The sequence below is a fragment of the Bifidobacterium hominis genome (assembly GCF_040095915.1).
Lineage (GTDB): Bacteria > Actinomycetota > Actinomycetes > Actinomycetales > Bifidobacteriaceae > Bifidobacterium > Bifidobacterium hominis.
In genome coordinates this window covers 78,617-97,855 of record NZ_JBBMFR010000007.1, presented here as the reverse complement: position 1 = coordinate 97,855, position 19,239 = coordinate 78,617, and the positions used below count along the sequence as shown (strand labels likewise).

At 55.4% G+C, this 19,239-nt stretch carries 15 protein-coding genes; 5 read left to right on the top strand and 10 right to left on the bottom strand.

What is annotated here, in order from left to right:
• Positions 1-25: 25 nt before the first annotated feature.
• Together WMO36_RS06365 and WMO36_RS06360 are read right to left on the bottom strand one after the other, a co-directional pair.
• A complete protein-coding gene (locus WMO36_RS06365) occupies positions 26-685 on the bottom strand; it encodes a response regulator transcription factor (protein ID WP_099571498.1) in 660 nt (219 codons plus the stop codon).
• A complete protein-coding gene (locus tag WMO36_RS06360; RefSeq protein WP_349077167.1) occupies positions 685-2,034 on the bottom strand; it encodes a sensor histidine kinase in 1,350 nt (449 codons plus the stop codon). Before WMO36_RS06360 ends, WMO36_RS06365 begins: the two co-directional genes overlap by 1 nt.
• 232 nt (positions 2,035-2,266) lie before the next feature.
• Between WMO36_RS06360 and WMO36_RS06355 the strand changes: the two genes are divergently transcribed.
• From WMO36_RS06355 to WMO36_RS06345, 3 genes are read left to right on the top strand one after another with little or no spacing between them, the layout of a single operon-like run.
• A complete protein-coding gene (locus WMO36_RS06355; protein ID WP_099571279.1) occupies positions 2,267-3,265 on the top strand; it encodes an ABC transporter ATP-binding protein in 999 nt (332 codons plus the stop codon).
• 30 nt (positions 3,266-3,295) lie between these two features.
• Complete coding sequence (locus tag WMO36_RS06350) at positions 3,296-4,540, top strand: ABC transporter permease (RefSeq protein WP_349077166.1); 1,245 nt, start codon at positions 3,296-3,298, stop codon at positions 4,538-4,540.
• The gene (locus WMO36_RS06345; protein ID WP_349077165.1) at positions 4,527-5,816 is read left to right on the top strand and encodes an ABC transporter permease; all 1,290 of its coding nucleotides are present in this window, start codon (positions 4,527-4,529) and stop codon (positions 5,814-5,816) included. Before WMO36_RS06350 ends, WMO36_RS06345 begins: the two co-directional genes overlap by 14 nt.
• Before the next feature lie 69 nt (positions 5,817-5,885).
• On the opposite strand, the gene WMO36_RS06340 is transcribed toward WMO36_RS06345, so the two are convergent.
• Entirely contained in the window at positions 5,886-6,941 is a 1,056-nt protein-coding gene (locus WMO36_RS06340; RefSeq protein WP_300760890.1) for an AraC family transcriptional regulator, read from the bottom strand.
• A 189-nt stretch (positions 6,942-7,130) separates the two neighbouring features.
• Here WMO36_RS06340 and WMO36_RS06335 point away from each other — a divergent pair, with 189 nt between their 5' ends.
• Together WMO36_RS06335 and WMO36_RS06330 are read left to right on the top strand one after the other, a co-directional pair.
• On the top strand, positions 7,131-7,778 hold the full coding sequence (locus WMO36_RS06335; RefSeq protein WP_099571282.1) for a sugar O-acetyltransferase: 648 nt from the start codon (positions 7,131-7,133) through the stop codon (positions 7,776-7,778).
• Positions 7,779-7,895: 117 nt separating this feature from the next.
• Positions 7,896-9,275: an MATE family efflux transporter gene (locus WMO36_RS06330; RefSeq protein ID WP_349077163.1), complete on the top strand. Its 1,380-nt coding sequence runs from the start codon at positions 7,896-7,898 to the stop codon at positions 9,273-9,275.
• Positions 9,276-9,364: 89 nt separating this feature from the next.
• Here the strand turns inward: WMO36_RS06330 and acnA are convergent, their stop codons facing one another.
• The 7 genes from acnA to WMO36_RS06295 all read right to left on the bottom strand — a co-directional run bounded on the left by acnA (position 9,365) and on the right by WMO36_RS06295 (position 19,190).
• Positions 9,365-12,067: an aconitate hydratase AcnA gene (gene acnA, locus WMO36_RS06325; RefSeq protein ID WP_349077162.1), complete on the bottom strand. Its 2,703-nt coding sequence runs from the start codon at positions 12,065-12,067 to the stop codon at positions 9,365-9,367.
• A 69-nt stretch (positions 12,068-12,136) separates the two neighbouring features.
• The gene (locus tag WMO36_RS06320; RefSeq protein WP_250779304.1) at positions 12,137-14,623 is read right to left on the bottom strand and encodes an HAD-IC family P-type ATPase; all 2,487 of its coding nucleotides are present in this window, start codon (positions 14,621-14,623) and stop codon (positions 12,137-12,139) included.
• 136 nt (positions 14,624-14,759) lie between these two features.
• Complete coding sequence (locus tag WMO36_RS06315) at positions 14,760-15,341, bottom strand: sugar ABC transporter substrate-binding protein (protein ID WP_316103356.1); 582 nt, start codon at positions 15,339-15,341, stop codon at positions 14,760-14,762.
• Positions 15,342-15,343: 2 nt separating this feature from the next.
• Positions 15,344-16,609 carry a class I SAM-dependent RNA methyltransferase gene (locus WMO36_RS06310; RefSeq protein ID WP_316103354.1) on the bottom strand — a complete coding sequence of 422 codons (1,266 nt, stop codon included), beginning with the start codon at positions 16,607-16,609 and terminating at the stop codon, positions 15,344-15,346.
• Positions 16,609-17,355 carry a DUF3159 domain-containing protein gene (locus tag WMO36_RS06305; RefSeq protein WP_099571288.1) on the bottom strand — a complete coding sequence of 249 codons (747 nt, stop codon included), beginning with the start codon at positions 17,353-17,355 and terminating at the stop codon, positions 16,609-16,611. Before WMO36_RS06305 ends, WMO36_RS06310 begins: the two co-directional genes overlap by 1 nt.
• Before the next feature lie 26 nt (positions 17,356-17,381).
• A complete protein-coding gene (locus WMO36_RS06300) occupies positions 17,382-18,212 on the bottom strand; it encodes a DUF3710 domain-containing protein (RefSeq protein ID WP_180753393.1) in 831 nt (276 codons plus the stop codon).
• Between the two features lie 117 nt (positions 18,213-18,329).
• The gene (locus WMO36_RS06295; RefSeq protein WP_250779308.1) at positions 18,330-19,190 is read right to left on the bottom strand and encodes an exodeoxyribonuclease III; all 861 of its coding nucleotides are present in this window, start codon (positions 19,188-19,190) and stop codon (positions 18,330-18,332) included.
• Positions 19,191-19,239: the final 49 nt, after the last annotated feature.

The window sequence follows — 19,239 nt, the reverse complement described above, 5'->3', positions numbered from 1 at the left end:
TGAGTTTGCCGTTTATCGACGTTTCCTATTGGCATGCGAGCCATTCGACCGCAAGTTTCGTACGATTCGTAATGTTCGTTTTCGCGAGAATATCACTGATACGATTGCGAACCGTGCCTTCGCTTAAAAACAGTTTCGCAGCGATCTCACGATTATCGTACCCCTCGGCGACCAGTTGCATCACGTCCCGCTCACGCTCAGTGAGATTCGCGAAACGACCGGAAAAACGATTTTCCCCGTTATCGCCAGCTTGCGAAACGTGACGCTGCGTCTGACTCGCTTTATTGACATGCAGTTTCCGCAACACCTGCGCTCCCATAACCACCTGTCCGGCCATCACCGACTGCACTGCGGGAATCACCGATGAGACATCCTGTTTGATCAGGTAGCCTTTGGTGCCGATTTCCAACGCCTCAGCGATGTACGATTCGTCCGCGAATGTGGTAAGTATCAGGATTTTCGCATTCGGATGGGCGTCGATGATCTTTCGCGACGCGGCAAGACCGTCCATGACCGGCATTTGCACGTCAATCAGCAGCACGTCCGGATTATCTTCTTCATACTGCCCTACCGCGGTTTCGCCATCATAGGCCGTCCATGCAATATCGGCCGTGCCTGTCGCTTTGAGAATCGTGGACAGCGACGAGCATACAATTGGATCATCATCGACGATTGCGACTCGCATCATACGTTCTCCTTCGTTGTTGCGGACGCTGCCGCATCATCGTCCGTTTTGGGAATGGACATGAACACCCGCCACCCCTCATGATACGGGCCGCACACCGCGGTACCGCCGAGCGCCCGCGCACGCTCCTCGATATCCGCCAATCCAATGCCTGAAGCATCACGCATCGTCGCCGTACGCGCGGCATCATGGAACTGGCGAAAACGAGCGGAAGACTCCCCCATCATACCGTTGATGTTTCCTTGGGAGCCATCGCTCCACAGGGCGCCATCATCCTGTATGCGCAGCTGCCATAACGCAGGAAAATCACGCAAGGTGATATCGACATTGCGCGCCATACTATGGCGAATCGTATTGTTCAACGCCTCGCGAATCGTCGTGGCGAAACAGCGTGACACCGCAGCCGGAGCCGCATCGATGCCGTTGCTCAAGGTGACGTTCACTGTACTGGAATCGTCCAAACCATGCGCGGACGCCTCAATCTGCGCCACGAAATCCATGCCTTCGTCTTTCAGATCATGCACCGCGCCCCGCACCAACGTCATCGCCTCGCCCACCGTGTCGTGAATCTGCGCGAACCCTTGAGCCGCCTGCTCCTGGCCAGAAACCTGAGCCACCACTTGAGCCGCTTCGGACTGCATGATGGCCCGGGTAAGCATATGGCCGACATTGTCATGAATCTCGCGCGCTATGCGTGTACGCTCCGCGAGCGTGGCCACACGAACCGATGCGGCGCGATCTTCCTCGCTTTCCGCCAATTGCGAGCGCAGTCGGCGGATCTGGTCACGTTTGGAATCCTGAAGCCGCTTGTTCTGCCGGGTGAGCGTGACATTGCGCGCGCACAACAGGCCAACCATGAATCCCAACACTATATGCAATGCCAGCAGTACGGCGATGAGTGCAGCTCCCATATCATCCGCATGCGCGCCTGCATTACGGCAACGGACCAAGGTCGCCACTACGGGAATGATCCACGCCCATCGTGCGATGACCGTCGTGATTTGCATCGCATCGTATTGTGGCATGCTCAGCAATTGCGAACGCACGCCGGCATGGTTCCGTCCCGCACGGGGTTGTTCGACGTTCTGCGATATGGCGGGCAGCATGGCCGCGTTGTATGCGGCGACCGGCATCATCGCGCCCCATGATGGCGTGAAGCATGCGCCGCAATCCAACATCAACAGTATGGCGATGGTCCATGCCGACGAGCGCGCGTATTCCCCTACCGAGGCACAGCATATGCCCAGCAACGCGCCGCATACCAGTTCAGCCGATACGTCTCCGACGATATACAGGTTTGCGATCAGCCCGAACGTGAGGAATATGGCTTGAAGCAATAATCGCCGCACGCCTTCCTCCATCGTCGACGCTTCTTGTGGTTATGTCTTACCAGCGTAGTGTACGTTGCCGCCGTTGCGGGCCATCCTTGCCACGAAGGTGACATTTGTCATCTTCCATATGGCTGTGTTGCGCCAGGTTTATGACCTCAGACACCATGTCGTCGCCGTTTGGTCGGAGACAATGGAATCATATCGTAAACGGCGGTTATCGCTGTTGGAACATGCGAGGTAAGGAGAGCCGATGAGCGAGCGTACGGAAAGGCAAACAGGTGAGAGCTCCAGCAGCGCGGTCAAGGTGTCGAAGCTGGTCAAACGGTATGGGGATATGCTGGCGCTTGACTATTTCGACCTTGACGTGCGTGAAGGTGAGATTTTCGGTTTGCTTGGACCGAACGGTTCCGGCAAGACCACAGCGATTAACTGCATTCTCGCATTGTTGACGTTCGATGAGGGCACGGTACGTGTGTTTGACGAACCGATTGGCCCGACTAGTTATGCGCTGAAACGCCGCATCGGCATTGTGCCGCAGAATGTGGCTGTGTTCAATGAGTTGACGGTTGAGGAGAATATCGATTATTTCTGCTCGCTGTATGTGCCTGACAGGGCACGCCGTCATGCGCTGGTTGAGGATGCGCTGGATTTCGTGGGCTTGCGCGATTACCGCAAGTTCCGTCCTTCGAAACTGTCGGGAGGTTTGCTTCGTCGATTGAACATCGCATGCGGTGTGGCGCATAAGCCGGATCTGATTTTCTTCGACGAGCCGACCGTTGCCGTCGACCCGCAGAGCCGCAATGCGATTCTGGAAGGCATTCAGCGGCTTAACCGCGAAGGCGCGACGGTGATTTACACGAGCCACTACATGGAGGAGGTCGAACAGATCTGCGACCGCATTCTCATCATGGATCATGGCAGGCATCTGGCATTGGGCACCGCCGACGAGTTGAAGAAGATGATCGACACCGGAGAACGTATCAGTGTGGAAACCGATGACTTGGGCGGTGCTCACGATGAGTCCGGCACAAGGAAGACGTTGGAAGAGTTGAGAGCGCTGCCATGTGTGGTCGGCGCCGATTATGACGGTCACGAATTGACGGTGCGTTGCCGCAGAGGCGACCACAATCTTCTTGACGTGCTGACGCTGCTGAAAACCAACGGAACGAATATCGGGCATCTTTCCTCTCGGCAGCCGACGCTGAACGACGTGTTCCTCGAGCTGACCGGCACCGCGTTGCGCGACTAGTGGAAACCATGATCTGAAAGGTTTGGCATTATGCTGCAGACACTGCTGGTCAATCTGAAACTTCATTTCAGGGAAAAGTCGTCACTGTTCTGGCTGTTCGCTTTTCCCATCATTCTGGCGACCATGTTCAACGGCATGTTCGGTAATATCGCAGAAAGTTACGAATTGCACACGATCGATGTCGTCGTGGTCGACAATGACGATTGGCGCGCCTCCTCTGGCGCGCAAACGTTGGTTGACGGCATTTCGTCCGGCTCCGACGGCGATCATGAAAAGGCCAATAGTGGTGATGGTGCCATGCCAAAGCTCATCACGGCCACGAAAACCAGCTCAGTGCAGGCCGCGAATCAGCTGCTTTCCGACGGGAAGGCGCAAGGCGCGCTATCCGTCGACGGCGAAGGGAAACTGCAGTTGGCCATTTCACAGGCCACGCAATCGTCCGTCACGGATGCGATGGCATCAAGCAGCGGCTTGGACATTTCCCTGACGGTATTGGGCAATATCGTGGACTTGTACAATCGCAACACCGACGTGGTGGTCAATGCCGTGCAGCATAATCCGTCGGCTTTGCTGGATGACGCATTCACCGGCAGTATCGGATCGTCAAGCGGGTTCACGAAAGAAATCCAGTTGACGAATTTCAAACCGAGCAGCACCGCACGCTACTATTACGCGCTGCTTGGCATGGCTGCGATGATGGCCATGAGTTTCGCCGTGAACGCGGTGTCGATGGCACAGGCGAATCTTTCGGCGCTTGGCATCCGACGTTCCGTCGCTCCCTTGCCGAAATCGCAGCAGTTGCTTGCCGGTTTCCTTGCCAGTTGGATCTGCTCGTTCCTGAGTCTGACCGTAGCCATGCTGTACATCCGTTTCGGTTGTCAGATCTCCCTTGGCGGCCGTGAATGGGCAGGTTTGTGCGCATGTTTGATGGCATCGTTCGCCACGAGCGCGTTTGGCACATTAATCGGCGCATTGCCGGGTATTCCCGTAGGCGCCAAGCAGGGATTGTGCACGGCTCTGGCTTGCATCCTTTCACTGTTTTCCGGTTTGTATGGTTCGTTCGCCATGGCTCTGAGCGATCAGATAGCGCAGCACGCGCCCATATTGAGCACATTGAATCCGGCACAGCAGGTAACGAACCTGTTCTACGACATTCTGTATTACGACAGTTTCCTGCCGTTCCTCACCACGGTGGGCGTGCTGGCTGCAATGAGCCTGGTCTGCCTTGCCGTGGCGACCGTTCTGCTGAGGAGGCAGCGTTATGAACACCTGTAAAGCTGCGATGCGCATTCTCAAGGCACGCAAATTATATGTGATCATCTACTTGGTGCTGATCGGCACGATGATGCTCTCCATCAGCTGGCAGATCATGCGAGGCTCCTCAGCTACCGGATCGTCGACGTATGAGCCGAAAGCAGCCCGTATCGCAGTGATCGACCGTGATAACAACGCTGAGCATGTGGCGGAATCGTTGCGTTCCTATCTCGCCTTGGATGGTGAGATGGTCGACATTGACGACGATTCCGTATCATTGCAGCAGGCTGTCGCATCGAATTATGTTGATTTGATTGCGATTGTTCCAGAAGGTTTCGCCGAGCACTATTTACAGTACGCGGACGGCGGCACGGATGCGCAGCCAACCATCGATACCGTGGTCAGCTATGCTTCCGGAGCTGGATCCCTGGCCCAGCTGGAAGTCAACGAATTCCTTTCTTTGACGCGTACCTCCTATCTTGGTCTGCCGCAATCGCAACGCGAACTCGGCACCGCCATGACAACGGTGTTGGATGTTGCCAACGACGATACGAAACAATCACATATCGCCGTGGTGTCTTCGTCTTCCGAAGATGAAAGCATAGTCAAACCGGGTGCGTCGGCATTCGCGGGCACGATCAAAACCGGCCTGTATCCACTGCTGCTGGTCATGCCGATATGCACGTTCCTGGTGGTCAGCACGTTCAACGACAGCGAGATCAGGCGCAGACTCTACTCGTCGCCCGCACGCACGGTATCGTTGGAAGCACAGCAAATGTTGACATGCGGAGCGTTCGGCCTGCTGGTATGCGTGGCCTACACTGCGGTGACGTTCCTGCTGATGATGTTGGCCGGAGTCTCCTTTGACGGGCTCACCATCATAAATGTCGGACTGGCATTCGTGTCGCTGCTGACTTACACGTTCATGGCGATCGCATGCGGCTTTCTGCTGGGATCGACAGGCTTCAACGAAATGGCGACGAATGGCTTCGTCAACGTGTTCGCTCTGCTGGTCATGTTCACCTCCGGCATGTCATTTCCTACGGACATGATGCCGGATCCCATGATCACCATCGGCAAGCTGTTGCCTGGATGGTGGTTCTGCACGTCAATCGATCAGGTGTTCGGCATTGGCACCGCAGCATCCACCGGCGTGAATATCGGCCTATGGGCATCATCCATTGGCTTGGTGGCACTGTTCGGAGTGACTTTTATCTGTCTTGGCCTCACTTTTGGACGCATCCGACGTACAAGGCCAACACTCGCCTCCCCCGCTACCACACAACTCGCCAAATAACATAGGCGATCACATATGTCTTCAGCATTGCGCTGATCACGCACCCCGTCGGCCTACCGCAAAACGCGTTTATCTGCGCATGCTTCTGCGGTAGGCCGATGGCGTAACATGCATATATCGTTGAAACACTCGCGCAAAAAACGACGAACGTGAGAATCCCACCCGCACCGCAATCTCCGCAACCGGCAATTGCGTGGTCGCCAGCAATTCAGCGCCAGCGCGAACGCGCACATCATTCACAAACTCAATCGGCGACTGCCCAACCATGTCGTGAAACAACACCGCGCATTGCGTGCGTCCCACACACCCCGCAGCAGCAATCTGCGCCAACGTAACCCGTTGATGATAATGCTGTTGCACATAATCAATCATGCTGCGCAGCGCGGCAATTTTCGCCTCATCAACGCCACCAACACGAGAACCATCCCCTTCTCGTTCCTCCGCAAACGCCGTCAATGCTCGTACCATGGCATAGAAACAACTCAGTACAGTCAACGATTCACTATCGGACCACAGCTTTCTATACAGCATGTCAACCGGTTCGGATGAAACGAATTCAGAAGAAACCGGACCAGACAACGCCGGATGTTCGTTGCATGTCGAACAGCCGAATTTCGCGCGATGGATTCGTCTGATGCCGTCAACCAACGCATTACCATATTCGCTGTCGGTATCGAACACGATATATGGCATTGATGAATCCGCCAGAATCGGCGCTATGAATCGTTCGTATACCGCATTGGGCGCGCCCATTCGCGTGGGATTGAGCAATGTGCATGAGAATTCACATTCCGCATTGTCTTTGGTGAAACCGTAATGCAGTTGTCGCGAGTTAACGAATATGCCTTGCCCCTCATCGAGGCGGATTGTTTCGCCATTCACGAAATACCACATATGGCCGCGCATAATGTAAGTGAATTCGAAATCGATATGCCAATGGCATTCCGCACGCATGTTCGGATATTGGCTCAATAACGAATGCTCGGTGAATGAGAAGAACATCGGAGCGTCGTATTGCACCATTTCCGCACCATTGGGCAAACGTCCCCATCCAGTGATCGGCATGCATACACAAGAAACGTTCAAACCGCCTGTTGCCGCGCTTTCTGCTTGCGTCACGGTCATATCGCATGCCATATCATTCACCACTGTATTCCACCATTTCGGTAAATAATGCAAATTCTGGGAACGATAATACAGGCAGATACTGTGTTGCCGGGCAATCATGCCATTGAATGATATGCGTAAGACCATTATTGACCAGAAGGGGCGTGCGGCATGCTATCGCACGACTCATAACACAGGAGCATTACCATGGCAGATACTGCAAAGCAGCCAGCGGCAGATGAGTGGGAGCGCATGCTCTCCGGTGAACTGTATGTGGCCGATAGTCCACAACAGCATGACGCGAATATGCGCAAACGTCGCTTGGTGCAGGCCATCAACACATCCAAGTACGACGCGTTCAAGGAACGTGACGAGCTGTTTCACGAATTGTTCGGTGCCTTTGGAGAAGGCGGATTCGTAGAGCCACCGTTCAATTGCGATTATGGATGCAACACGTTCATCGGCAAGAATTTCTATGCCAATATGGATTGCATTTTCCTTGATGTGGCACGCATCACCATCGGCGACCGCGTTTTTTTCGGACCTCGCGTGGGCCTGTACACGCCGTATCATCCGATTGATGCGGCCGTACGTTCCTCTGGGCCGGAAGGTGCACGCCCGATCACCATCGGCAATGATGTCTGGTTCGGCGGCAATGTGGTGGTCGGCCCCGGCATTACCATCGGTGACGATGTGGTGATCGGCGCGGGATCGGTAGTGGTCAAGGATATTCCTTCGCATTCGGTGGCAGTCGGCAATCCATGTCACGTGATCCGTGAGATCACCGATGCCGACCGCGAATATTGGGAAGGCAAGGCAGCGGAATATCGCGCTTGGAAGGGTTCGATTCAGTAAATCGTTAGTTCACGCACCGCAATTTCACTCGGGTGCGGGCATTGGCTATCATCGACCACACCCCATCAATGTATTTCTCGTACATTTCCTACACGCACCAACCATTCTCACATCATCATGCAATCTTCCATCACTTGGCGCGAGTTTCTTCGACAGACGTTGACGCTCGCCCTGCCCATCGCGTTTCAACAACTAATGCTGGCGCTGTCATCGTGCGCCGACACTCTTATGCTGACGAACGTTGGTCAAAATGAGCTGTCGGCAGTGTCTCTTGCCACACAGTTCCAGTTCATTTTCAGTTTGTGTCTTGCCGCGCTCACGCTTGGCATGAGTATTCTGGTGGCCCAGTATTGGGGTGCGGGCAACACGAATGCCGTCGAACGTGTATTGGCGTTCATCATGCTGTATGCCGGCGGATTGTCGCTGGTGTTTTTCGCATTGACGCTACTCATTCCGGAAACGTTGATGTCGATTATGACGAACGACATAACGCTGATTGCTATCGGCTCACAGTATTTGCGGGTTTCGTCGGTTTCGTACCTGTTCATCGGTTTGTCGCAGATGTATTTGTGTCTGATGAAGAATGTGGGTGCGGCGGTCACCGGAATGACGATAAGCACGGTTGGCGTGGTCGTACATGTCGCATTGAATGCGGTGCTGATTTACGGCTGGTTCGGTTTGCCTGCATTGGGTATTTTCGGCGCTGCGATTTCCACAGTGTTTTCCCGTGCCATTGAACTGGTATGGTCCGTGCTTGCGGTCAGCCGCAATGGTCGTCCACGCCTGCGAGTGTCGATGATGCTGCATCCGGATGTGGCATTGCAGAAGGATTTTTGGAAGTATAGTCTTCCCGTACTCGGCAATGAGCTGGTCTGGGGTTGCGGTTTCACCATGTACACCGTGATTATGGGCCATCTTGGCACTGATGCGGTGGCGGCCAATTCCATTGCGAATATCGTCAAGGATCTGCTGGTCTGTTTAAGTCTTGGCCTTGGCAACGCCGGTGGCATTCTCGTTGGCAATCTGCTCGGCCGCAACGCCTTCGAGCAGGCGAAGATTATGGGTAACAGGCTTTGCGTGTTGGTGGCGATAGTCGGCATCGGAACCGGCCTGTTGATTATCGCAGTGCGTCCTTTGGCGTTGCAGTGGGCAGGATTGACGCCGCAGGCCACACATTATCTGTCGGTTATGCTGTTCATCTGCGCCTATTATGCTGCATGCGGATGTATGACGAATCTGACCATCGCCGGTATTTTCCCTGCCGGTGGCGATTCCCGGTTTGGGCTTGTCTGCGACACGATTGTTATGTGGCTGATTGTCGTGCCGATTGGCCTGTTGGCGGCTTTCGTATGGAAACTGCCGGTATTGGCGGTCTATGCTTTGCTGAATACCGATGAATGCCTCAAGATGATTCCCGCTTTGCTGCATTATCGGAAGTATCGTTGGGTCAACAATGTGACGCGACAAACCGATTCCGCCGCAGTATCAAACGCATGAACAATCCGACATCAACAAAGCCCGTGTCATACTGCATTGCGCAGTGCGACACGGGCTTTGTCACTTGCCGATCTCAATCATGTGATTATTTATTTCATGAGATTGCGCAGCACGTACTGGAGGATGCCTCCGTTGCGGTAGTAGTCGGCCTCGCCAGGAGTGTCGATACGCACGACCGCGTCGAATTCAGTCGTGGAACCGTCACCATGGGTGGCAGTGACATGAACCGTCTTCGGGGTGACGCCATCGTTAAGCTCTTCAACACCAGAAATATCGTATGTTTCAGTGCCATCAAGACCAAGGCTCTCATAGGATTCGCCTGCGGGGAACTGCAACGGCAGCACGCCCATGCCGATCAGGTTCGAACGGTGGATACGTTCGAAGCTTTCGGTGATGACGGCTTTGACACCCAACATGACGGTTCCCTTGGCGGCCCAATCACGGGATGAGCCGGTACCGTATTCCTTGCCTGCGAGCACCACCAACGGTACATCATGTTCGATGTAGTCACGGGATGCTTCGAAGATCGTGGTCGGCTTCTGGTCAAGGAAATCATACGTAAAGCCGCCAGGAGTGACCTCTTCCCCCACGGACGCGAGCAGCTGGTTGCGCAGTCGGATATTGCCGAACGTGCCACGCACCATGACCTCATGATTGCCTCGACGGGAACCATAGGAGTTGAAGTTCTTCGGTTCGACGCCACGGTCGGTCAGGTACTTGCCAGCAGGACTGGAAGCCTTGAATGCGCCAGCCGGAGAAATATGATCGGTGGTCACGGAATCACCAAGCAGAGCAAGCACACGCGCACCATGAATATCCTCAACCGGATCAGGAGTAGCCTTCATGCCATCGAAGAACGTCTGCTTACGCACATAAGTGGAATCCTCATTCCATGCGAACAGTTCGCCTTCCGGAACGTCAAGTCCTTTCCAACGACGGTCGCCCTCGAACACGGAAGCGTAATCCTTCAGGAACATCTCACGGCTGACGGTACCATCCACCACGGCGGCGACCTCACTATTGGTCGGCCAGATATCCTTCAGATACACGTCGTTGCCATCGGAATCCTTGCCAAGCGGCTGGATTTCAAAATCGAAATCCATGGTGCCTGCGAGCGCATAGGCGATGACGAGCGGCGGGGATGCCAAGTAGTTCATCTTGACATCCGGGCTGATGCGGCCTTCGAAGTTGCGGTTGCCCGACAACACGGAAGTGACGGTCAGATCGTTGGCGTTGATGGCCTCGGAGATTTCCGGCAGCAGCGGGCCGGAGTTGCCGATGCAGGTGGCGCAGCCGAAACCGACCAGCTGGTAGCCGAGCGCATCGAGATCGTCTTGCAAGCCAGCCGCCTTAAGATAGTCGGCCACAACCTGAGAGCCCGGTGCGAGCGAGGTCTTGACCCACGGCTTGGGCTTCAAACCCTTGGCATGCGCGTTGCGTGCAATCAGACCGGCTGCGATCATCACGGACGGATTGGACGTATTCGTGCACGAGGTGATGGAAGCAATCGCCACATCACCGTTGGTGATGTCGAAGTCGCCACGGAAGTCGGTGGAAACGGCAACCGGCTCCTGCACGGTCTTGTCCGTTTCGTACGCGGGCAATGTTTCGTCGAATTTCGCTTTGGATTCAGACAGTTTGATGCGATCCTGCGGGCGCTTCGGTCCCGCGATCGACGGCACGACAGTACCGAGGTCGAGTTCCAGATATTCGGAATACTGCGGTTCGACGTAGTTCGGATCAGTGGTGTCGCCCCACAGCTTGTTCGCCTTGGCATACGCTTCGACCAACGCGATCTGTTCTTCGGAACGACCGGTCAAACGCAGATAGTCAAGCGTGACGCCGTCGATTGGGAAAATGCCGCAAGTCGAACCAAATTCCGGACCCATATTGCCGATGGTGGCACGGTTGGCCAGCGGAACGGAGGCGATGCCCTCGCCATAGAACTCCACGAATTTGCCGACTACACCATGCTGACGAAGCATGTCGGTGATGGTCAATACCACATCAGTGGCGGTGACGCCTTCAGGAATGGAACCGGTCAGCTTGAAACCAACGACACGCGGCACCAGCATGGAAATCGGCTGGCCAAGCATGGCCGCTTCGGCCTCAATGCCGCCAACGCCCCAGCCAAGTACGCCCAAACCATTGACGGTGGTGGTGTGCGAGTCGGTACCCACGCAGGAATCAAGATAGGCAAGAGTCTTGCCGCTGTTTTCTTCAACCTTGGTCATGATGACCTTGGCGAGATATTCGATATTGACCTGGTGGATGATGCCCGTTCCCGGCGGTACCACGCGGAAGTTCTTGAATGCCTGCTGACCCCAACGCAGGAACTGGTAACGTTCGCCGTTGCGCTGGTATTCGATGTCCATGTTCTGTTCGACCGCGTCGGCGATACCGTACTTGTCGATCTGTACGGAATGATCGATGACCATGTCGGACTGTACCTGCGGGTTGATGACCTCCGGGTCTCCCCCAAGATCCTTGACCGCGTCACGCATGGTGGCGAGATCCACGATGCAGGGCACGCCAGTGAAGTCCTGCATGACCACACGGGACGGGGTGAACTGGATCTCATGGCTCGGCTGTGCAGCCGGATTCCAATCCAACAGTGCCTTGACATGATCATCCGTGATGTTGGCGCCATCGATGTTACGTACCAGGTTCTCGGCGAGAACCTTCAACGAATACGGCAGATGATCGATGCCCGGCAGATCTGCGATGCGGTAATATTCATAATCCTTGCCGTCCACCTTCAAGGTGTCGAGCTGGTCGTCGCGCACAGACATGCTACCTCCGAGCTTCTTGGCTGTATAACACAGCTGATTATTCGTTGCCTACGATACAGTCAAGTTAATTCAGCTCTGGCGTGTCTTCTTAAAGTATGGGACAATACTCAGAATTTTCGGCACCAAACGCAAACACACCAAGAACACGAGCGCCGAAAGCACCATTGCCACCGTCGTCGCAGCCAGCATCTGCCCGGTCGGCACCACCAGCGCGAAGAAATTCGCCACCGGTTTTACGAGCACGCCCCCGAATCCAATTGCGGCAAAGGCCAATACCAATATGCCACGCCACGAATGCAGCGGCTTTGCCACCCGCGCAAGCACGAACACTCCCATCATGAGCAGAATAATCGCGTTGACGCCACGCAGCATCGCCAACTGCGCACCCGAATCCTGCACATTCCATTTCATGAATATCGGCAGCAGCCACGACGTGGACAAAATCGACAATCCGACCGCCACACCGCAGGGCACGGCAAAATGCAGCACGCGTTTCAGGAATCCTGGAATATAACGACGCGTGTTCGGAGCCAACGCAAGAATGAATGCCGGCATGCCAATCGTCAATCCACCCACATATGTGATGTGGCGAGGCAGATACGGGAATGGCATCTGCGTCAACACCACACCCAACGAAATCAGTGCGGAATACACGGTTTTCACGAGGAATAGGCTTGCCACACGTTCCATATTGGCCATAACCTGACGCCCTCGCGCCACCACATCGGGCAGATGTGAGAACTTCGAATCGACAAGCACCACCTGTGCCACGGCCTTGGTGGCGGGCGCAGCATTGCCCATCGCAATACCCAGATCGGCCTCTTTGATGGCGAGCGCGTCGTTCACGCCGTCGCCGGTCATCGCCACCACATGCTCACCCGCATGCAACGCCTCCACGATCGCCTTTTTCTGATCGGGCAGCACACGCCCAAGCACATCCACGTTTTCCAGTACTTGCGCCAGTTCCGTAATGTCGGCAGGCAACTCACGCGCGTCCATGAATCGTGGTTCATGTTCGCCGGTCAGATGCACTTTTCTTGCGATCGCGCCGACGGTTACAGGATTGTCGCCGGAGATAATGCGGCAACGCACGCCTTGTTCACGGAACCATGCAAGCGTTTCTTCGGCGTCGGCACGAATATGTTCGGAACAGCACACCAATGCGACAGGGCACGATGCCGGATTGAGTTTTGGATCGGTTTCGTAATCGTCGGGTGCCGCACCGTCGATTCGCGCGACCAGAAGCACACGGTTGCCGTCGTTGGCGAAATCATTGACTTGCCTGAGTATGTCGGCATGGTCGCCGTTGATTTGGGAAAGAATGACTTCCGGCGCACCCATCGTCCATACTGCATTGCCGTCATAGATCGAACTCCACTTGCGTGCCGACGAGAACGGTACTCGTGCCTCGACAGTGCCATCCGCAAATCCCTGTTCCCATAGTCCAGACAGAATCGCCTGTCCTGTACCGTTGGGCTGTCCTTCGTTCGATAGGTCGAATAGAGCCTGTTTGACGTCATGCTCATTCACGTTGCCGCACATAGTGCCGGAGCTTCGAATATCCAGCAATTCCACAGAATCAAGTCGGATGGTGCCGTCGGTGACAGTACCGGTTTTGTCAAGGTTCAGGCAATCCACACGAGCGAGAGTCTCCACGGATTCCAGCTCCTGCACCAGCGTGTTCTTACGTGCCAAACGAATGGCTGCGAGCGCGAAATTCAGCGAGGTGAGCAGCACCAGGCCTTCAGGGATCATACCGACCACACCGGCCACTGCGGAAATAACTGCGGAACGCCATTCACCGGTTGAGATGGCCGCATTCCAGCCGCCAACAGTGCGTACCTGCGACCAGATGAGCAGCACGCAGAGCGGCACCACCAGGAAGGTCATGAATTTCAGAATCGTATTGATGCCCTTGTTTAGGTCGGATACGGTTTTCTTGTAGACCTTTGCCTGTGCGGTAAGTTTGGCTGCGTAGCTGTGTTCCCCGGTGGCGGTGACTTTCACCAATGCCATGCCGGAGATGGCGGTGGATCCGGAGAAAATGTCGCAGCCTTCGCCTTTGCGTACGGTCCGTGATTCGCCGGTGAGCATGGATTCGTCCAGTTCCAGTCCCCAAGTGTGCACGATCTGTGCGTCCGCGGGTACCTGTTCGCCGGAGCGGATCCACATGAGATCACCGAGCACGATATCGTTGTGTGGTACTTCAACGTCTTTGCCGTCGCGATGCACAAGGTAATCGGAGGCCACCAGAATCGATAGTTTGTCAAGCGTACGTTTGGCTTTCAGTTCGGTGCAGATGCCGATGCCGGTATTGATGATGATGATCAGACCGAACACCGCGTCTTTCCACGAACCGGTGATCAGTACCATGACCATGGCGGCGAAAATGATGCCGTTGAACAGGGTGAACACGTTGGCTCGCACGATGTCGACAAGAGAACGCGAAGTCGATGCTTTGACTGTGTTATCCAGTCCGCTTTTTTTGAGGGTGATCACTTCGCCTTGTGTTAGCCCCGTCTCTTCGATGGGAGGCATTGTTCGACTTTCGCTCATAATTGCCAGACTACCGTCACAGTCCCGTTTTCTGGTCAACTTCTTGTGAAACACAGGTAAAAATCAGGGAATTTTCAGGGTACTCGCCGAGCACTGATTTGGCACCCATCTCACGTAGGCAAGGCACAAAGCCATGTCAGTGGTCGATTGTAGTCACCAGCATCTCACGGTCGTGGGGATCGTTGTTGGCTACGGCCACGACCGCATCGTCGAGCGGCGTCGCGTCGGTCATGCGGTCGTTGATGGTCATGGTTGCCGCATAGAGTCTGTTGTCTTCCGGCACAGCGATAGGATCGAGAAGCGCCACTGGAACGCCCGCTTTTCTTGCGGTTTCCAAAGCATCATTCCAATTTTCGGCATTGGTTTTGTCCACGTCGATTCCTGCGATGACAATGAGGTCGGCCTTGCGTTGCGCCATGTCACGCACGCCTTGCTGCGCGGTGGATTGCGCGTCCACAGTGCCTGAGACGGTAATGTACACCGGCTTGAGCTTACCGGCTTTCATGGCATCCATTGCCATGGAATCGGCAGTGACATCATCCGATCCAATCATGGCGATGGACAGGCTGTCACGATCCTCCATGGAGTGCGCCACCGCGGTACCGGGAGATTGCGTATCCCCCACCGCGGCATTCGACGGCACGCAACCAGATAGCGACGCGCAAGGCAACGCAATCGCGGTCATTCCATAAAACGCACAACGTGCGAATAACGGCATGCTCACTGCTCGTGCTTTCTGAACAGCGCCACAGTCTCAACATGATGGGTCATGGGGTAAATGTCGAATGCGCGGATATCCGCCAATTCGTAGCCCAGCGACACGAGTGTGGCAGTATCTCTGGCGAGGCTTGCCGGATCGCATGCGATATAGACCACGCTTTTCGCTTCGGCTTCGGCAATCTGCCTGCACACTTTCGCACGAGCGCCGGCACGCGGCGGATCAAGCACCACCACATCGGGTTTGGCGAGATCATTGCGCACGTTGGCAAGTGTTTTCGCCACATCGCCCACACGTGCATCGACGTTGCCCAGATGAATGTGCCTCAAATTACGCTGCGCGTTCCTTACCGCGGTTTTGCCGCCTTCGACGCTCAACATGCGAGTGCGCTCCGCCGTCAGCGTAGCCAACGGCAGCGTGAACAGACCTGAACCGGAATACAAATCCCACAGGCATGCGGATTTGGCGCCGTCGAGCTCGCCGCGTACCAAATCAATCACATGGTTGGTCAAAGCGATCGGCGCATGCCTATGCATCTGCCAGAAACCGCCTGCATCCACGTTGTATTCGAATGCACGGCCGGCAACAGTCACCTTTTCCGTAAGCTCACGGCTTCCAGCAACCACCTCACCGTTCACAAGCACGGCGTAATTGTCTGGAATCGGCGCATTATCGCGAGGTTCCGGAACGGATAGACGAATCTGGGAACCCGGCTCGAAGCCACCCTCCCATACATGCTCACGCTCGGCCACTTCCAGCAACCTACGGCTGGCCAACGGCATGGTATCAATCGGAACGCGCACATGCGTGCCCCGACGGCGCATCGACGGACGGCCATCTGCATCAGCGATCATCTCGATGCGAGTACGCCAATGCAGACCTTGCTCCGCATCGTCTTCCGGCATACGCTCAATGGGCACTTCCGTATCAACGTGGCCGAGTCTTGCCATCTGTTCCGCAACCGACGCGGCTTTCCACTTGAGTTGCCCGGCAAGCGACACATGCACCAGATCGGCGCCGCCGACGCCACCGCCCATGGCAAGGGGGCCTGCCAATGACCATATTGGATCAGTACGGTCTTCGCTCGCCTCGAGCACTTCCACCACTTCGCCCGTCCAGAAGCGATCCTCACGATCATGTGGCTCGTCCAATGCGACACGGACCAGTTCTCCGGGCAATGCGAATCGCACGAACACAACACGTCCGTCAATATGACCGACACAACGGCCTTGGTCGGCGTACCGTTCAATGCGGATGGTTGTTTCCATCAGTGTTCTTCCCTCATTTCGGTGGTTTGTGCTGCCTCAGCATCGTCCTCGGAAGCTTCCTGCACCATCTTATGCCGGTGCATTGGCGTCGCCACGATCAGATACGAGACCCAGATCGCGAGCGCCCAGAACGGAATGCCCATCAGCAGACGCGCCGTTCCCAGCCAGCCGACGTGATTGCCGAAATAGAGCGGCACCTGCACGATCAGACGCAGCGCGAACACCCCGATCCACATCGCGGTGATGATGGTATAGGCGCGATTGAGCGCCTTGTCACCTCGCCAATCGGCAAGCCAGGCACGAAAATGTTCGGTCGGTAACGTTCTGATGAACTCGATGACCAATCCTAAGCCAGGCACTCGGGCCAGCAGTGAAATCGTCAGCAGAATAACGTAAAAGGCGTTGGTCAGGAATCCGAACATGTAATAGTTACGTGCCTCGTGACTGTTCCATGCCCAAATCAGGCAGATACCTACTGCCAGCAAGCCTGATACCGCTCCCATGACGGACTGTCGTTGGCACAGGCGCACGATCACCTGCAGCACGGCCAACACTGCGGACACGCCGATGGTCAGTTGCAAATTGGACGTGATGACGAACAACACCACGAACACGACGCCCGGCAGCATTGATTCGATAACGCCTCTCGGACCGCCAATGGCGTCGATCACGGAAAAATCGTCAGTATTACCGGCATCGGCAAGCGCACCAAGACCGGTTCGTTTTTTTGCTTCGGTTTCAGCCATACGTATTAGTTATCGGTTCGAGCGGCTCAGCGCACTTCGGAGAACATCGGTCCACGAGACAGCGTGGTCTTGACCTCAACCTGCTGGTCGGAGTCGAATGGACCCTTCGGCTTGCCTGGAATCTCGGTCTTCTGCTCAGCCTCTTCCGCAGCGGCCTTCGCGGCCTTGCGTTCGGCCGGAGCGACCGGCGGATGCATGGGAATCAGGTCGCGCGGCGCCAACGGATCATCGCCTCGCTCCACCACAATATCGGCGAAGAACTGGTTCAACGCCTTTGCTTCCTCACCCTCAGGATCGGTGGCGGCCTTGCCGGAGAAGATGCCACGCAGCATCCAACGCGGACCGTCGACGCCTACGATGCGGGTAAGCACCTTGCGCCCACCCTTGACGGTGACCGGCAATGCCAGTTCGGTGCCGAACACACCTTCGACTTCTTTCGCGTCCTTGTTGGCTTCAATCAGGTCGGCGCGAACGTCATCCCACAATCCGAGCGTCTTCGGAGCCGCGAACGCTTCAATCTCCACGCTGGAGGAACCATAGGTGATGGTGGTGCCAAGAACCTGCTGAGTGGCACGGTTGGCTTTCACGCGCAATTCAATGCCCTTCAGGAACGGCAGATAATATGATCCCATATCGAGGTACTCGTCGTAATCAGGAACGTTCTCATCTTCCACGTCCCACGGACCATGCTTGTCACCGCGACCCTCGTATTCAGCGGAAGGCTTCGGAAGCGCCACGCCCTCCTGAGCTTCGTCAACATTTTCAGCTGCGTCGACAGCCTCTTCGTTTTCTTCGGCGGACGCTTCAAGAGCTTCCTCGCTCTGACGCTTCTTCTTACCGAATCCAAACAATCCCATGATGTTCCTCATTTCATAACGTTTGCAACCGTGACTAGCCTAGCACCCATGCTTAATATGGGCTGGGAATCGGGGTGTGATATTCCAATTCCCAGTCTGTGCACGGTAAACAGTGGCTTAAATGTCATACATAATGCTGAGCGGCGCATGATCGGACCAGCGCAGGTCGTAGGTCGGAGCCTTATCGATCATGAATCCGCAGGCCGTTTCCGCAAGTTCCGGTGTTGCGAACTGGTAGTCGATTCTCCAGCCGACATTGTTGTCGAATGCACGACCTCGCTGACTCCACCATGTGTACGGTCCCTGAATGTCTCCGGCGAGATCACGCATCACATCCACAAATTCCAGTTCTCCCAGCCATTTGTCGACATATGCGCGCTCTTCGGGGAGAAATCCGGCATGCGTTTCGTTGGCTTTGGCGTTTTTGATGTCGAGCGGCGTGTGCGCGATATTGAAATCACCGCACAGCACCGCTTGTTTCCCACCATGTGCAGCTTCATCGCGCAATTGCTCCATACGTACCAGCATGGTGTCGAGGAAACGGTATTTCTGCTTCATTTTTTCCGGATCATCGGTATTTCCCGCATGCACATACACGCAAACCACGGTAACGACATAGCCTTGCGGAGTTTGCACGTCCGCTTCGATCCAGCGTCCAGAATCAACATCCTCATCAAGTCCCGGCAAGCCATACCGCCGTTCGGCAACAGGCAATGCCGACAGTAGACCGACACCGGCACGCCCTTTGATGCGGCAGATCTCGTTCATGCGATGCAATTCACTTTGATCAGCGATACGGCCTGCAGTCGAATATTCAAAACCGAATTCGTCAAAGATGGGATCGATTTCGTTTTGCGGAGCACGTACTTCCTGCATGCACCATACGTCGGGAGTGTTGCGACCCGCCCATTCCTCGATGCCTTTGCGTTTCGCCGCGCGGATTCCATTCACATTAGAGGTTGTGATAGTGATCGTCATAGCGTCCTAGAGTAGCCGGAATACAAGAAAAGCCTCCGGCAATGCCGAA

What these genes read in the sequence shown, in the direction of transcription:
- WMO36_RS06355 (WP_099571279.1), top strand. Translation starts at nt 2,267, where the DNA reads ATGAGCGAGCGTACGGAAAGGCAAACAGGTGAGAGCTCCAGCAGCGCG.
- WMO36_RS06350 (WP_349077166.1), top strand. Translation starts at nt 3,296, where the DNA reads ATGCTGCAGACACTGCTGGTCAATCTGAAACTTCATTTCAGGGAAAAG.
- WMO36_RS06365 (WP_099571498.1), bottom strand. Translation starts at nt 685, where the DNA reads ATGCGAGTCGCAATCGTCGATGATGATCCAATTGTATGCTCGTCGCTG.
- WMO36_RS06330 (WP_349077163.1), top strand. Translation starts at nt 7,896, where the DNA reads ATGCAATCTTCCATCACTTGGCGCGAGTTTCTTCGACAGACGTTGACG.
- WMO36_RS06340 (WP_300760890.1), bottom strand. Translation starts at nt 6,941, where the DNA reads ATGACCGTGACGCAAGCAGAAAGCGCGGCAACAGGCGGTTTGAACGTT.
- acnA (WP_349077162.1), bottom strand. Translation starts at nt 12,067, where the DNA reads ATGTCTGTGCGCGACGACCAGCTCGACACCTTGAAGGTGGACGGCAAG.
- WMO36_RS06300 (WP_180753393.1), bottom strand. Translation starts at nt 18,212, where the DNA reads ATGGGATTGTTTGGATTCGGTAAGAAGAAGCGTCAGAGCGAGGAAGCT.
- WMO36_RS06335 (WP_099571282.1), top strand. Translation starts at nt 7,131, where the DNA reads ATGGCAGATACTGCAAAGCAGCCAGCGGCAGATGAGTGGGAGCGCATG.
- WMO36_RS06295 (WP_250779308.1), bottom strand. Translation starts at nt 19,190, where the DNA reads ATGACGATCACTATCACAACCTCTAATGTGAATGGAATCCGCGCGGCG.
- WMO36_RS06315 (WP_316103356.1), bottom strand. Translation starts at nt 15,341, where the DNA reads ATGCCGTTATTCGCACGTTGTGCGTTTTATGGAATGACCGCGATTGCG.
- WMO36_RS06320 (WP_250779304.1), bottom strand. Translation starts at nt 14,623, where the DNA reads ATGAGCGAAAGTCGAACAATGCCTCCCATCGAAGAGACGGGGCTAACA.
- WMO36_RS06345 (WP_349077165.1), top strand. Translation starts at nt 4,527, where the DNA reads ATGAACACCTGTAAAGCTGCGATGCGCATTCTCAAGGCACGCAAATTA.
- WMO36_RS06310 (WP_316103354.1), bottom strand. Translation starts at nt 16,609, where the DNA reads ATGGAAACAACCATCCGCATTGAACGGTACGCCGACCAAGGCCGTTGT.
- WMO36_RS06305 (WP_099571288.1), bottom strand. Translation starts at nt 17,355, where the DNA reads ATGGCTGAAACCGAAGCAAAAAAACGAACCGGTCTTGGTGCGCTTGCC.